A 13485-nucleotide genomic window follows, 5' to 3' on the forward strand; every position below is an offset into this window, starting at 1 on the left:
AGCCATGACCTACACCGCCACCACCGCCGCCGCCCGCCAGAGCATCGAGCCCCATTGGGACGGCATCGAGGCCGAGAACATCGCCCGCATGCGCCTGCAAAACCGCTTCCGCAGCGGTCTGGACATCGCCCGCTATACCGCTGCCATCATGCGCCGCGACATGGCCGCCTATGACGCCGATCCCGCCCAATATACCCAGTCGCTGGGCTGCTGGCACGGGTTCATCGCGCAGCAGAAGATGATCTCCATCAAGAAGCATTTCGGCACCACCAAAGGCCGCTACCTCTATCTGTCGGGCTGGATGATCGCCGCCCTGCGCAGCGAGTTTGGTCCCCTGCCCGACCAGTCGATGCATGAAAAGACCAGCGTGCCCGCGCTGATCGAGGAGCTTTACACCTTCCTGCGCCAGGCCGATGCCCGCGAATTGGGCGGCCTGTTCCGTCAACTGGACGAGGCACGCAAGGCTGGCGATGCGGTCAACACCCACCGCCTGCTGCACAAGATCGATGATTACCAGACCCATGTGGTGCCGATCATCGCCGATATTGACGCCGGATTCGGCAATGCCGAAGCCACCTATCTGCTGGCCAAGAAGATGATCGAGGCAGGCGCCTGCGCCATCCAGATCGAAAACCAGGTGTCGGATGAAAAGCAGTGCGGGCATCAGGATGGCAAGGTGACCGTGCCGCATGAGGACTTCCTCGCCAAAATCCGTGCGGTGCGTTACGCCTTCATGGAACTGGGCGTGGACGAAGGCATCATCGTGGCCCGTACCGACAGCCTTGGCGCTGGCCTGACCAAGCAGATCGCCTTTACCCGCACCAAGGGTGACATTGGCGACCAGTATAACAGCTTCCTCGACTGCGAAGATGTGGATGCTGCCACGCTGGGCCATGGCGATGTGTTGGTCAGCCGCGACGGCAAGTTGATGCGCCCCAAGCGCCTGCCCAGCAACCTTTACCAGTTCCGCGCCGGAACCGGCGAAGACCGTTGCGTGCTGGATTGCATCACTAGCCTGCAGAATGGTGCCGACCTGTTGTGGATCGAAACCGAAAAGCCGCATATCGGCCAGATTGGTGGCATGGTGAGCCGCATCCGCGAGGTCATCCCCAATGCCAAGCTGGTCTATAACAACAGCCCTTCGTTCAACTGGACGCTGAATTTCCGCCAGCAGGTGTTCGATGCCTGGACCGCGGAAGGGCGCGACCTGACCGCCTATGACCGAGCCAAGCTGATGAGCGTGGATTATGACAGCACCGAACTGGCCGCCGAAGCCGACGAACGCATCCGCACCTTCCAGCGCGATGCAGCGGCGCAGGCTGGCATTTTCCACCATCTGATCACCCTGCCCACCTATCACACCGCCGCCCTGTCCACCGACAATCTGGCCAAGGAATATTTCGGCGAACAAGGCATGCTGGGTTACGTGAAGGGCGTGCAGCGTCAGGAAATCCGTCAGGGCATCGCCTGCGTGAAGCACCAGAACATGGCTGGCAGCGACATGGGCGATGATCACAAGGATTATTTCGCCGGTGAGGCCGCGCTGAAGGCCGGCGGCGCACACAACACTATGAACCAGTTTGCTGCGTAAACGCAGCGGGCGGAAATCAGCCAAGTTTGAACCCGATTGTTTTCAACCCAGTTCACTGGAAAGAGGATGCCAGCGATGACCACTGAAACTCGCGAACCCACCCGCGCCCGTGCGGTCCTCTCGACCGAGGATTTCCGCCTGCTGCGCGAAGCGGTGCTGTTCTACCTGAAGGCGCATGAAGACGCGCCCGAAAGCAACAAGTTCAACCATCTCTATCACCGACTGGGCAGCGTTGCCCCTCGTCGCTGAACCGAGACACCATAATAAACCGGACAAATTTTGACCGGACTCCTGGGGAGGAGTGACTGGGGACCCGTCGCAGAGATGCGGCGGGTCCTTTTTTGCGCATGATTCCATCCTGTCCAAAGGTAGCATGCCAAAAAAAAGATACGCCAGAGCCAGCGATGTGCTAAAAATTGAGGGTAAACCTGCCGTTCTACAGGCACGGAGTCGTTACCGGCCCTCGCGCATGACCGAACGGCGATTCAAGGACTTGGCCGCGTCGCGCCCTGTATTGGCACCTAATTGGCGCGCCATTTGGTTAAAACAAGCCTGCAGAGGGTGTGAAGAAACACCTCGCAAAAACTACCCAACCCCCTTGAAAGCAATGGCAGAGGCCCTTGCCGTATAAGGATGGCCATAAATTTTGGACAAGGGTCGCAATGAGCCAGGGAAACAAGACCTTGCGGGAATGGATGCACGCGCTCGACGGGCTGGGCATGGCCATTGCCGGCAGTGATGAACGCCACGAAGCCGACCTGATCCGGCTGTTCCATGATCTGGTCTGCCATTCGCCCACGCCGATGCTGGTGCTGGGACTGGCAACGCCCAGCACGGCACGCCTGGAATCCTTGCTGGATCTGGAGGCGACCGATAGCGCGGTTTTATCCTTCATCGGCCCCGACATGGGCTTTTGTCTGTCACGCGGCAGCGAGGGGGACCATCTGGCCTCGGTCATTCTGCCGCACCGGCAAGAGGAAACTACGGCCGCTGGCGCTACTCTGGCTCTGGCTTGTCTATGCGCCCTGACGCAAGCTTTGGCCAATGCATCGCCTGCCATGCGTTCCGACAAGGGCGATATGATGAGCCAATCGAGCATGCTGCACTGAAAAGCTTTTAGCGCTTGGCCGCGCGTGCCCACGCCCAAGGCCCTGCGCAATTCACCGGCATTGACAGGCAAGCCCTCCGGCAGGAAGGCTGGATTTCTGTTTCAAAGCCGGAGCCTGCAACTTGTCCAGACTGCCCATTGCCGCCCGATCACTGCTGATCGCCGCCTCCTTGCTGGCCGCGCCATTGGCCGCACCACTGGCCCAAGCCAAACCGGCTGCCCCGGCCCAGTTCGACAAGACCCCACGCACTCTGGTCATTACCGCCTTTGAACCCGAATGGGTGGCGTTGGAAAGCGCGGTGAAGGGTGCCAAATCCTACCACATCAATGGCTTGACCTTCCTGACCGGCAGTATCGCGGGCAGGCCGGTGATCCTGATGGAATCGGGCGTCTCCATGGTCAATGCCGCGATGAACACCCAATTGGCGCTGGATCATTTCAACGCCAAACGCATCATCTTTTCCGGCATTGCAGGCGGCATCGACCCCCATCTGTCGGTGGGCGATGTGGTGGTGGCCGAGCGATGGAACCAATATATGGAAGTCTCGCTGGGCCGGAAGAAAGGCGACAGCTATGTCTCGCCCGATCTGGAAACGCCCGATCAATTGCCCGCCTATGGCATGTTGATCCCGCGCGACGTGCGGGTGGGCAATGCGGCGGAAAAGCCCCGCCGCCATCGCTGGTTCATGGCCGATCCTGCCCTGCTGGCCGTGGCGCGCAAAATGGCGCCCAAGTTGAGCCTGCAAAGCTGCCTTGCCAAGGATGAGCCCATTCCCCAGACCAAGGGCATCTCGCCCGATGCAGGCCGCTGCCTCGACACCAGCCCGCGCATTGTGGTGGGCGGCAATGGCATTTCCGGCCCCGCCTTTGCCGATAATGCCGAATATCGCGAATATCTCTATGCCACTTTCAAGGCGCAGGTGCTGGACATGGAAACGGCGGCCACCGCCCATGTCGCCTATGCCAACCAAGTGCCCTTCATCGCCTTCCGCTCGCTGTCCGATCTGGCGGGGGGCGACACGGGACCAAACCGTTCATGGATCTTTGGCCGCCTTGCCGCGCGCAATGCCGCCACGGTGGTAACACGCTATCTGGCCGCGCTTCCTGATTGACGGGGCCTGATTAATAAGCGGGGGTTATCGCCGCCCCCGCCCTACCCAGTCCCGCCGCCAAGCGTTACACTGCCCCCATTGTTACAACAGATCCACGAGCCGCTCCATGATCGAAAAGCGCTATCTCTCCGCCAATGATTTGCTGGCCGATTCCTTCCGTCTGGCCAATATCATCCTCGATTCCGATTTCCGCCCCACCCATATTGTGGGCATCTGGCGCGGCGGGGCTCCGGTGGGCATCGCGGTGCAGGAATTGCTGGAATATCACGGCGTGATGACCGACCATATCGCCATCCGCACCGCCAGCTATACCGGCATCAACCAACAGAAGGACGAGGTCCGCGTCTATTCGCTGGGCTATCTGATCGACACGCTGGAGCCGACCGACCGCCTGTTGGTGATCGACGATGTGTTTGATTCGGGCCGTTCCATCGCCGCTTTCATGGAAGAATTGAAAGCGCGCTGCCGCCACAACACCCCCACCACCATCCGCACCGCCACCGTCTATTACAAGCCCAAGCGGACCAAGGTGGACATGAAGCCCGACTTCTATGTCTATGAAACCGACGAATGGCTGGTCTTCCCGCATGAAGTCGACGGCTTGACGTTGGAGGAAATCCGCAAGCACAAGCCGGAAGCGGCGATCATCCTGCGCGAGGAATGAGACAATAGGCGCAGCGACGCCCCGCTGCGCCTGCTCTATTTTTCGCAACACTCTCAGCGAAATTCTGCGCTTTCTTGCAAACCCGCCCCAAGGCAATACGGGCCACCCCTTGGGCGGGGGCGCAAACAGGGGGAAAGCCATGACCGATCAACCGGTGGATGATGCCACGCTGGACATTGTGCTGGCCTTTGCCGGTTTGAACCCGCCGGAAGAATGCCGCGCGGGCATCATCGCTAATCTGGCCCTGCTGCGCCAACATGGGGCCAATCTGCACCTGCTGGATAATCCGGCCAGTGATCCGGCGGAGATGATCACGCCATGAGCCATCGCCAGAGGATCGAGGCAAGGGCCGATCTGAACTGCTTTACCACTGTGCTGGAAACGCCTGTGGCGGAGGGCGAAGGTCCGCTGTCGGGCACCACTTTTGCGGCCAAGGATCTGTTCGATGTGGCGGGCCATATCACGCTGGCCGGCTCCACCATCAACCGCGACACTCTGCCCCCCGCCACGCAGGATGCCACGCTGGTCGCGCGGCTGAAAGCGGCGGGTAGCGTGCTGGTCGGCATGACCAATATGGACGAATATGCCTATGGTTTTGCCACAGAAAACGCCCATTACGGTCCCACGCGCAACCCGCATGACCCCTCGCGCCTGGCGGGCGGATCATCGGGCGGATCGGCAGCGGCGGTGGCTGCAGGGCTGGTGGATGTGGCGCTGGGGTCGGACACCAATGGCTCGATCCGCGTGCCTGCCTCGCTTTGCGGTATCTATGGATTAAAGCCCACATTCGGCCGCCTGTCGCGCGCGGGCGTCTTTCCCTTTGTGCATAGTCTGGACCATGCGGGCCTGTTCACCCGCGATCCGGCGCTGATGGCCAAGGCCTATGACGCGATGCTGGGGCCGGACAGCCGCGATCCGGTTTGCAGCAAAGCCCGCGCCGAGCCGGTCAGCCCTGCGCTGCACGCACCTCTTCCCCCGTTGCGCGTGGGCGTGCTGGGCGGATTTTTTGCGCAAGGCGCGGCGGCAGAGGCGCATGAAGCCGTTGCCCATGTGGCCCAAGGCCTGGCCGAACTGGGCTGCACCATCGCGCCCGCCCTGCTCGATGGCGCATCCCAAGCCCGCTCGGCTGCCTTCTGCATGACCGCGATGGAAGGGGGCAGCCTGCATGCCGCCAATCTGCGCGCCCGCCCGCTGGATTTTGACCCCGCCGTGCGCGACCGGATGCTGGCAGGATTGCTCATGCCCGCCGATCTACATCTGGCCGCGCGCCGTGTGCGCCGGATCTTTGCCGACCAGGCCCGCGCGGCCTTCGCTCAATTCGACCTCTTGCTCTCCCCCGCCACGCCCTGCAGCGCGCCGCAAATCGGCGTGCCCACCGTGGAGATTGACGGCCAGCAAGTGCCCGTGCGCGCCAATCTGGGCATGTATTGCCAACCGATCAGCTTTATCGGCCTGCCCGCCCTGTCGGTGCCCGCGCTTTGCGATACGCCTTTGCCGATTGGCGTGCAGATGATCGCGCCCGCCTGGGCCGAGGCGCGCCTGTTGCACGTGGCCGTCCATCTCCACGCCCATGGCATCACCGGCACCCGCCCCATTCCATCCCCGCCCCAACAGGACCCCGCCCCATGAGCTTCCTAGCCCGCCATTTCGCCTTTGCCGAAAGGGGCACCAACCTGCGCACCGAAGCGCTGGCTGGCGCCACCACTTTCCTCACCATGGCCTATATCATCCTCGTCAACCCCAGCATTCTGGGCGCGGCGGGCATGCCCTTGGCGGCGGTGGCGGCCTCCACCTGCTTTGCGGCGGGCTTTGCCAGTATCCTGATGGGCACGATTGCCAATGTGCCCTTGGCGCTGGCGCCGGGCATGGGGCTCAATGCCTATTTCAGCTTTACCGTGGTGCAGGCGATGCATGTGCCCTGGCCGGTGGCCTTGGGCTGTGTGTTTGTGTCAGGCGTGATCTTCCTGCTGCTGACGCTGGCGGGCATTCGCCAGATGATTGTGGCGGCCATTCCACCCCATCTGTTCGCGGCGGTGGCAGCGGGCATCGGCCTGTTCATCGGCTTCATCGGGCTGAAAAATGCCGGCATCGTGGTGCCCAGCCCAGCCACCGGCGTGGCTTTGGGCAATCTGCATGACAGCGGGCCGATCCTTGCCATCATCGGTCTGGTGATTGTCGCGGTGCTGCATGTCTGGCGCGTGCATGCCGCCATTCTGATCGGCATTACGCTCACCACTTTGATCGCATGGATGTCCGGCGCGGCCAGTTTCAAGGCGGAACCCTACACGCTCTCGGCGCTGACCGAGACGGCGTTCAAGATGGATCTGGCCGGTGTGTTCGGCACCGATGGCCGTCACGGGCTGGGCGTGTTTGAAATCCTGTTCGTGTTCCTGTTTGTCGACCTGTTTGATAATCTGGGTACCTTGATGGCCGTGACCCGCCGCGCAGGCCTGATGGAGGAAGATGGCAATATACCCGGCCTCAACCGCATGCTGGTGGCTGACTCTGTCGCCACGATGGCGGGCGCTATGGCGGGGACCAGCACGGTCACCTCCTATGTGGAAAGCGCCGCGGGCGTGGAGGCGGGCGGGCGCACCGGCTTGACCGCGATTATCACCGGCATTCTGTTCCTGCTGGCCATGTTTGTCGCGCCCTATGCGCAATTGGTGCCAGCGGCGGCCACCGCCCCTGCGCTCATTCTGGTGGGTGCACTGATGATGGCACCTTTGCGCGATATTGACTGGGAACTGCCCGAAGTGGCGCTGCCTGCCTTCCTGACCGTGGCAGCCATTCCGCTCACCTTCTCCATCGCCAATGGTCTGGCTTTTGGCATCACCGCCCATGCGCTGCTCAAAGCTGTGCGGCGTGAGCTTTCGCGTAAGGACTGGCTGCTGCTGGTGCTGGCGGGCCTGTTTGTGGCGCGCTTTGTCTGGCTGTCGGGGGCGGCATGATGGAAACCGCCCGCTCCCTCAACGGCATGGTCAGCGCGCCCCATGCGCTGGCCGCCCGCGCTGGCCGCGATGTGCTGGCAGATGGCGGCAGCGCGGTGGAGGCCTGTGTGGCGGTGGCGGCCACGCTGGCGGTGGTCTATCCGCATATGACGGGGCTGGGCGGCGATGGCTTCTGGCTGATCCGCGAGGGTGATGGCCGCATCCATTCCGTGCATGGTTGCGGCGGGGCGGCGGGCAAGGCCGATCTGGCGCTTTATAATGGGCTGGAGGCGGTGCCATGGCGTGGGCCCTTGGCGGCCAATACGGTGGCGGGCACGGTGTCGGCATGGGAAGCGGCGCTGGAGAGCGATGCTGGCACATTGCCGCTCGAACGCCTGCTGCGCGATGCCATCGCCTATGCCGAAAGCGGCGTGGCGGTGACCAAGGGCGGGGCAGAGATCGCCGCCGCCAAGGGCGCGGAATTGCGCATCCAGCCCGGCGCCTATGCCGATATTTTCGAACCCGATGGCCGAGCCTTGGCGCAGGGTGATACCCTGCGCCAACCCGCGCTTGCGCAAACCTTGCGCGCCCTTGTGCGCGATGGCTTGGGCAGTTTCTACCAAGGCCCGCTGGCGCAAAGCATCGCGCAGGATCTTGCCACGCTGGGCAGTCCGGTCAGCGCGGAGGATCTGGCCCTGCACCGCGCCACCCGCCCCGCGCCGCTGCATGTGGGCACCAGTCTGGGCAAGCTTTACAACAGCGCGCCGCCCACGCAGGGCATTGCCTCGCTGTTGATCCTTGCGCTTGCTGATCGTCTGCCCCGCGGCGCGATGGATGGCTTTGATCATGTGCACGGATTGGTGGAGGCCACCAAACAGGCCTTCCTCTGGCGCGACCGCCATTGCGGCGATCCGGCGCTGATGCAGGTTTCCGCGCAAAGCCTGCTGGATGATTGCGCGGCGCTGGACGCCATGGCGGCGGCCATCGATCCGGCCAAGGCCCTGCCATGGCCGCAAGCCCCCCAATGGGGCGACACCTGCTGGTTTGGCGCGGCCGATAGCAAGGGGCAGGTCGTCTCCTGTATCCAGAGCACCTATTTCGAATTTGGCTCCGGCCTTGTCCTGCCCCAATCGGGCCTGACATGGCAGAACCGGGGCGCGTCTTTCCGTCTGGCTGAAAAGGGCTGGAACGCCTTGCGCCCCTATCGCAAGCCTTTCCACACGCTCAACCCCGCGCTGGCCTGTTTCAACGACGGGCGGGTGCTGGCCTATGGCACGATGGGCGGCGAGGGCCAGCCACAGACACAGGCGGCTCTGTTCAGCCGCTATGCTGTCCATGGAGCGGATTTGCAGGAAGCGATCAATGCGCCGCGCTGGCTGCTGGGCCGCACTTGGGGCGATCAATCCACCACGCTGAAAATCGAGGATGGTTTCGCGCCCGAACTCTATGCACAATTGGCCGAGGCGGGGCATGACGTGGAAAGGGTCGGCCCGATCACCGCGATGATGGGCCATGCCGGCGCCGTGCTGCGCCAGTCTGACGGCAGCTTCCAAGGCGCCTCTGACCCGCGCAGCGACGGGGAGGCCGCCGGATGGTAAGCGGCACCAGAGCGGTCGAACGCTGCAAGGCTTTGGGCGTAGCCCCCTTCTCCGATATGGAAGGCGGGCTCTATCGCGCATGGCTGACCCCTGCCTATCGCGCGGCGCAGGAGCAATTGGCAGCATGGATGGTGGAAGCTGGCCTTACCCCGCGCAAGGATGCCGCCGCCAATCTGGTGGGCCGCTATGAAGGCACAAGCGATCTGCCACCGCTGATTATCGGCAGCCATCTCGACAGTGTGCGCGATGCGGGGCTCTATGACGGGCCTTTGGGGATCATGCTGGGCGTGGAATGCGTGGCCGCGCTGGCGGCGCAGGGGCGGCGCATGCCCTTCCCGATCGAAATCTATGCCTTTGGTGATGAAGAAGGCAGCCGCTTTCCCGCCGCCATGCTGACCAGCAAGGCGGTGGCGGGCGTGCTGCACGACGTGCCGGAGATGGCCGATCCGCAAGGGGTGACTTTGGCACAGGCTTTGGCGGAATTCGGCCTATCCCCCGAAGGCTTGGCACAGGCGCGGCACGGCGGGGCGCTGGCCTATCTGGAGGCCCATATCGAGCAGGGGCCAGTGCTGGAGGCCGAGGGGCTTGCGCTGGGCGTGGTCACCGGCATTGCCGCGCAATTGCGCTATGGCGTGGTGGTGAAGGGTCTGGCGGGCCATGCTGGCACCAGTTCGATGCCCTTGCGCCGCGATGCCTTGGCAGGGGCGGCGGACATGGTGCTGGCGGCCGAAAGCATCGCCCGCGCCGATGCCAGCGATCTGGTGGCTACGGTGGGCAAGATCGAGGCCTTGCCGGGCGCTGCCAATGTCATCTGCGGCGAGGTGCGCTTCACGCTGGACGTGCGTTCGGGTGATGCAGCGCGGCGCGATCGAGCCGCAGAGGCGATGCTGCAAGCCTTCAACCAAATCGCCGAAAATCGCGGACTGACCTGCACCATCACGCCCATCCACGATCTGCCCGCTTCCCCATGCGCTCCGGCCCTGATGGACAGGCTGGAACAAGCGCTGGTGGACAATGGCCATCCCCCCTTCCGCCTCGTCTCCGGCGCGGGCCATGATGCGATGGTGATTTCGGCGCTTGCCCCTACCGCCATGCTGTTCATCCGTTGCCGCCATGGCATCAGCCACAATCCCGCCGAACATGTCGAGCCCGCCGATGCCGAGGCGGCCTTGGCCGTCATGCTGGGCTTTATCGAGAAATTGGGAGCAGACTATGCTTGATCCATTGCTGTTTGGCGAGATCGACCCGCCCCAGCGCCTGCTGATGGGGCCGGGGCCGGTCAATGCCCATCCCCGTGTCTTGCGGGCGATGAGCGCGGATCTGCTGGGCCAGTTTGACCCCGAAATGACCGCCTATATGAATCAGGTCATGGCGCTCTATCGCCCCGTGTTCGGTACGCAAAACCGGTGGACTATGCTGGTGGATGGCACCGCGCGGGCGGGAATCGAGGCCGCGCTGGTCAGCCTGATCCAGCCGGGCGAAACCGCGCTGGTGGTCAATTTCGGGCGGTTTGGGCTGCTGTTGCAGGAGATCCTGACGCGCATTGGTGCAAAATTCGAAACCGTGGACGCGCCTTGGGGCGAGGTGGTGCCGATGGAGGCGATCCGCGAGGCCGCCTTGCGCGTTCAACCCCGCCTGATTTGCAGCGTGCATGGCGATACGTCGACCACCATGGCCCAACCGCTGGACAGGATTGGCGCGATTGCTGCTGAAGTGGGCGCACTGACCTATGTCGATGCGACCGCCACGTTGGGCGGGATGGAGATTGCGGCTGACCGCTGGGGCGTGGATGTCATCACCGCCGGTTTGCAGAAATGCTTGGGCGGGCCTTCGGGCATTGCGCCTATCACCATTTCGGACGCAGCGGCGGCGCATATTTTCACCCGCCGCCATGATGAAAAGGGCATACGCGCGGCGGACGCGGTGGATGGCCAGGGGCCGCGCATACCCTCCAACTATTTCGATCTGGCCATGATTATGGATTACTGGAGCGAAAAGCGCCTCAACCACCATACAGAAGCCACCTCCATGCTCTATGGCGCGCGGGAATGCGCGCGTGTGGCCTTGGGCGAAGGGCTGGAGGCACGTTTCCTGCGCCACCGCAAGGCGGGCGCGGCGATGAGCGCTGGCTTGCGCGCCATGGGCCTAACGCTGTTTGGCGATGACGCCCATCGCATGACCAATGTGACCGGCGTCTATATCCCCTCTGGCGTCGATGGCGAGGCTGTGCGCCGCGCCATGCGCGAGCATTTCGAGATCGAGATCGGCACCGCTTTCGGCCCCTTGGTGGGCAAGATCTGGCGGCTTGGCGCGATGGGCTATAATGCGATGAAGCATAAGGTGCTGCTGACTTTGGGCGCGCTGGAGGCCTGTCTTGTGGCAGAGGGCGTTAGCCTGCCCTTGGGCGCGGCGGTGCCGGCGGCGCTGGCAGCTTGGGAGGCAACGCTGTGAGCCGCGACCTCATCGGCTATGGCGCAAACCCGCCTGCGGCCCATTGGCCCGATGGCGCGAAGGTCGCGGTCAATTTCGTCATCAATTATGAAGAGGGGGCAGAAAACAGCCCGCTCTATGGCGATGAGCTATCCGAAGGTTTCCTGTCGGATATGGTCGGCGCGGCCCGCCATCCCGCCCGCGCCATGGCGATGGAAAGCCTGTATGAATATGGCAGCCGCGCCGGTTTCTGGCGCCTGCACCGATTGTTCACCGAAAGAGGCTTGCCCGTCACCGTGTTCGGCGTGGCCGCCGCGATGGAACAAAATCCCGATGCGGTGGAGGCCATGTTGAAGGCCGATTGGGAAGTGGCGACCCACGGCTACCGCTGGATCGATTACCAATACATCCCCGAAGAGGTGGAGGCCGAGCATATTGCCAAGGCGATCGAAATCCACACCACGCTGACCGGCACCCGCCCACTTGGCTGGTATCAGGGCCGCACCAGCCCGAACACCGCCCGCCTTGTGGCGCAGGAAGGTGGCTTTATCTATGATGCCGATTCCTATGCCGATGACTTGCCCTATTGGGACCGGCAGCATGGGAAAGCACAGCTCATCGTGCCCTACAGCCTTGATGCCAATGACATGAAAATGGTGGCCTTGAACGGTTTTACAGAAGGCGAGCAATTCTTCCGCTATCTGCGCGACACATTCGACCAATTGGCCGAAGAAGGCGGGCGGATGATGAGCATTGGCCTGCATGGCCGCATCGCAGGGCGTCCGGGCCGCACGCGGGCAGTGGCGCGTTTTATCGACCATGTGCTGGCCAGCGGCCAAGGCTGGATCACCCGCCGCATCGACATTGCCCGTCACTGGATGGAGCAAACTCCGGCATGAAGATCAACGACCCCGCCCCGCTGGCCGAAGTGACCGCCGCTTTTGAGGCCTATGAAGCCGCGCTGATGGCGGATGACATTCCCGCGATGGACGCCCTGTTCCATGATGCGCCCACCACCAACCGCTATGGCGTGGGCGAAGTGCTGTATGGCATCGAGGCAATCCGCGAGTTTCGCAAAGGACGCGGCGGATCGCCGCAACGTCGCTTGGGGCGGGTGTCCATCGTCACCTATGGCAATGCCTTTGCCACCGCCGATGCCGAATTCTTCCGCGAGGGCAGCAGCCAGCGCGGGCGGCAGACGCAGGCTTGGGTCAAATTTGCCGATGGCTGGAAGGTCGTTTCCGCCCATGTCAGTCTGGAAGGAGCCAGCCATTGACCGCCCTGTTTGAACATAGCCCATGGGTGGAGGCACGCGCCGATGCCGCGCCATCCAGCGGCGACCGTCATGCCGATCTGATGGCGGTGGTCTATGCCGCCACGCGGGATGAACAGCTCGCCCTGATCCGCGCCCATCCCGAACTGGCGGGCAAGGCCGCGGTGGATGGCACTTTGACGCAGGCCAGCGCCGCCGAACAGGCCAGCGCCGGGCTGGACCGGCTGACGCAAGAGGAGTTTGACCGTTTCCACGCGCTCAATGCCGCCTATCGCGCCGCGCATGACATGCCTTTCATCATCTGTGTACGCCTGACCGACAAGGCGGGCATTCTGGCCGCAATGGAAGCGCGGGCGGGCAACGATACCGAGGTCGAAATCGCCACCGCGCTGGCCGAGATCGGCAAGTTAACCAAGCTGAGGCTGGAGGATCTGGCGTGAGCGCGACCCTATCGACCCATGTGCTGGACACGATGCATGGCGTGCCCGCCGCTGGTATCAGCGTGACGCTGACCGGCCCCGACGGGATCAGCGCCAGCGTCACCACCAATGGCGATGGCCGCGCGCCCGATCTGCTGGCGGGTATCCCCGCCCTGCCCGCGGGCGCCTATCGGTTGAGCTTTGGTGTGGCGGATTATTTTCGCGCCCGCGGGGTCACCCTGCCCGATCCGCCGTTTCTGGATTTGGTGAGCATCGAATTTGGCCTTGGGTCCAGTGGACATTACCATGTGCCGCTGCTGGTCTCGCCCTTTTCCTATTCCACCTATCGCGGGAGCTGAG

General features: G+C 63.2%; 15 protein-coding genes. All 15 read left to right on the forward strand.

All coding sequences use genetic code 11. The annotated features are described in order from the left end of the window. Nucleotides 1-4 precede the first annotated feature (4 nt). On the forward strand, nt 5-1591 hold the full coding sequence (locus tag EOE18_RS01200) for an isocitrate lyase (protein WP_127705359.1): 1587 nt from the start codon (nt 5-7) through the stop codon (nt 1589-1591). A gap of 75 nt (nt 1592-1666) precedes the next feature. Beyond that, nucleotides 1667-1840 carry a hypothetical protein gene (locus tag EOE18_RS18405; RefSeq protein WP_164852623.1) on the forward strand — a complete coding sequence of 58 codons (174 nt, stop codon included), beginning with the start codon at nt 1667-1669 and terminating at the stop codon, nt 1838-1840. Between the two features lie 413 nt (nt 1841-2253). Continuing rightward, complete coding sequence (locus EOE18_RS01205; RefSeq protein ID WP_127705361.1) at nt 2254-2700, forward strand: hypothetical protein; 447 nt, start codon at nt 2254-2256, stop codon at nt 2698-2700. A 121-nt stretch (nt 2701-2821) separates the two neighbouring features. Further along, nucleotides 2822-3811: a 5'-methylthioadenosine/S-adenosylhomocysteine nucleosidase gene (locus EOE18_RS01210; RefSeq protein ID WP_127705363.1), complete on the forward strand. Its 990-nt coding sequence runs from the start codon at nt 2822-2824 to the stop codon at nt 3809-3811. Nucleotides 3812-3917: 106 nt separating this feature from the next. Then, the gene (locus EOE18_RS01215; RefSeq protein ID WP_127705365.1) at nt 3918-4475 is read left to right on the forward strand and encodes a phosphoribosyltransferase; all 558 of its coding nucleotides are present in this window, start codon (nt 3918-3920) and stop codon (nt 4473-4475) included. 139 nt (nt 4476-4614) lie between these two features. Then, nucleotides 4615-4797, forward strand: coding sequence for a hypothetical protein (locus EOE18_RS01220; RefSeq protein ID WP_127705367.1), 183 nt, complete (start codon nt 4615-4617; stop codon nt 4795-4797). After that, a complete protein-coding gene (locus tag EOE18_RS01225; protein WP_127705369.1) occupies nt 4794-6104 on the forward strand; it encodes an AtzE family amidohydrolase in 1311 nt (436 codons plus the stop codon). The genes EOE18_RS01220 and EOE18_RS01225 overlap by 4 nt, the downstream gene beginning before the upstream one ends. Next, on the forward strand, nt 6101-7426 hold the full coding sequence (locus EOE18_RS01230) for an NCS2 family permease (RefSeq protein WP_127705371.1): 1326 nt from the start codon (nt 6101-6103) through the stop codon (nt 7424-7426). The genes EOE18_RS01225 and EOE18_RS01230 overlap by 4 nt, the downstream gene beginning before the upstream one ends. Then, nucleotides 7423-9003, forward strand: coding sequence for a gamma-glutamyltransferase family protein (locus EOE18_RS01235; protein WP_164852624.1), 1581 nt, complete (start codon nt 7423-7425; stop codon nt 9001-9003). Before EOE18_RS01230 ends, EOE18_RS01235 begins: the two co-directional genes overlap by 4 nt. Next, nucleotides 8997-10223 (forward strand): allantoate amidohydrolase, encoded by a 1227-nt coding sequence (locus tag EOE18_RS01240; RefSeq protein ID WP_127705373.1) that lies wholly within the window; start codon nt 8997-8999, stop codon nt 10221-10223. Before EOE18_RS01235 ends, EOE18_RS01240 begins: the two co-directional genes overlap by 7 nt. Further along, nucleotides 10216-11454 carry a pyridoxal-phosphate-dependent aminotransferase family protein gene (locus EOE18_RS01245; RefSeq protein ID WP_127705375.1) on the forward strand — a complete coding sequence of 413 codons (1239 nt, stop codon included), beginning with the start codon at nt 10216-10218 and terminating at the stop codon, nt 11452-11454. Before EOE18_RS01240 ends, EOE18_RS01245 begins: the two co-directional genes overlap by 8 nt. After that, entirely contained in the window at nt 11451-12332 is an 882-nt protein-coding gene (gene puuE / locus EOE18_RS01250) for an allantoinase PuuE (protein ID WP_127705377.1), read from the forward strand. The genes EOE18_RS01245 and puuE overlap by 4 nt, the downstream gene beginning before the upstream one ends. After that, a complete protein-coding gene (gene hpxZ, locus EOE18_RS01255) occupies nt 12329-12709 on the forward strand; it encodes an oxalurate catabolism protein HpxZ (RefSeq protein ID WP_127705379.1) in 381 nt (126 codons plus the stop codon). Before puuE ends, hpxZ begins: the two co-directional genes overlap by 4 nt. After that, nucleotides 12706-13146 carry a 2-oxo-4-hydroxy-4-carboxy-5-ureidoimidazoline decarboxylase gene (gene uraD, locus EOE18_RS01260; protein WP_127705381.1) on the forward strand — a complete coding sequence of 147 codons (441 nt, stop codon included), beginning with the start codon at nt 12706-12708 and terminating at the stop codon, nt 13144-13146. Before hpxZ ends, uraD begins: the two co-directional genes overlap by 4 nt. Next, a complete protein-coding gene (gene uraH / locus EOE18_RS01265) occupies nt 13143-13484 on the forward strand; it encodes a hydroxyisourate hydrolase (protein ID WP_127705383.1) in 342 nt (113 codons plus the stop codon). The genes uraD and uraH overlap by 4 nt, the downstream gene beginning before the upstream one ends. Nucleotide 13485 lies beyond the last annotated feature (1 nt).

Origin of the sequence: Novosphingobium umbonatum, from assembly GCF_004005905.1 — a bacterium.
Taxonomy (GTDB): domain Bacteria; phylum Pseudomonadota; class Alphaproteobacteria; order Sphingomonadales; family Sphingomonadaceae; genus Novosphingobium; species Novosphingobium umbonatum.

What these genes read in the sequence shown, in the direction of transcription:
- EOE18_RS01200 (WP_127705359.1), top strand. Translation starts at nt 5, where the DNA reads ATGACCTACACCGCCACCACCGCCGCCGCCCGCCAGAGCATCGAGCCC.
- EOE18_RS18405 (WP_164852623.1), top strand. Translation starts at nt 1,667, where the DNA reads ATGACCACTGAAACTCGCGAACCCACCCGCGCCCGTGCGGTCCTCTCG.
- EOE18_RS01205 (WP_127705361.1), top strand. Translation starts at nt 2,254, where the DNA reads ATGAGCCAGGGAAACAAGACCTTGCGGGAATGGATGCACGCGCTCGAC.
- EOE18_RS01215 (WP_127705365.1), top strand. Translation starts at nt 3,918, where the DNA reads ATGATCGAAAAGCGCTATCTCTCCGCCAATGATTTGCTGGCCGATTCC.
- EOE18_RS01220 (WP_127705367.1), top strand. Translation starts at nt 4,615, where the DNA reads ATGACCGATCAACCGGTGGATGATGCCACGCTGGACATTGTGCTGGCC.
- EOE18_RS01225 (WP_127705369.1), top strand. Translation starts at nt 4,794, where the DNA reads ATGAGCCATCGCCAGAGGATCGAGGCAAGGGCCGATCTGAACTGCTTT.
- EOE18_RS01230 (WP_127705371.1), top strand. Translation starts at nt 6,101, where the DNA reads ATGAGCTTCCTAGCCCGCCATTTCGCCTTTGCCGAAAGGGGCACCAAC.
- EOE18_RS01235 (WP_164852624.1), top strand. Translation starts at nt 7,423, where the DNA reads ATGATGGAAACCGCCCGCTCCCTCAACGGCATGGTCAGCGCGCCCCAT.
- EOE18_RS01240 (WP_127705373.1), top strand. Translation starts at nt 8,997, where the DNA reads ATGGTAAGCGGCACCAGAGCGGTCGAACGCTGCAAGGCTTTGGGCGTA.
- EOE18_RS01245 (WP_127705375.1), top strand. Translation starts at nt 10,216, where the DNA reads ATGCTTGATCCATTGCTGTTTGGCGAGATCGACCCGCCCCAGCGCCTG.
- hpxZ (WP_127705379.1), top strand. Translation starts at nt 12,329, where the DNA reads ATGAAGATCAACGACCCCGCCCCGCTGGCCGAAGTGACCGCCGCTTTT.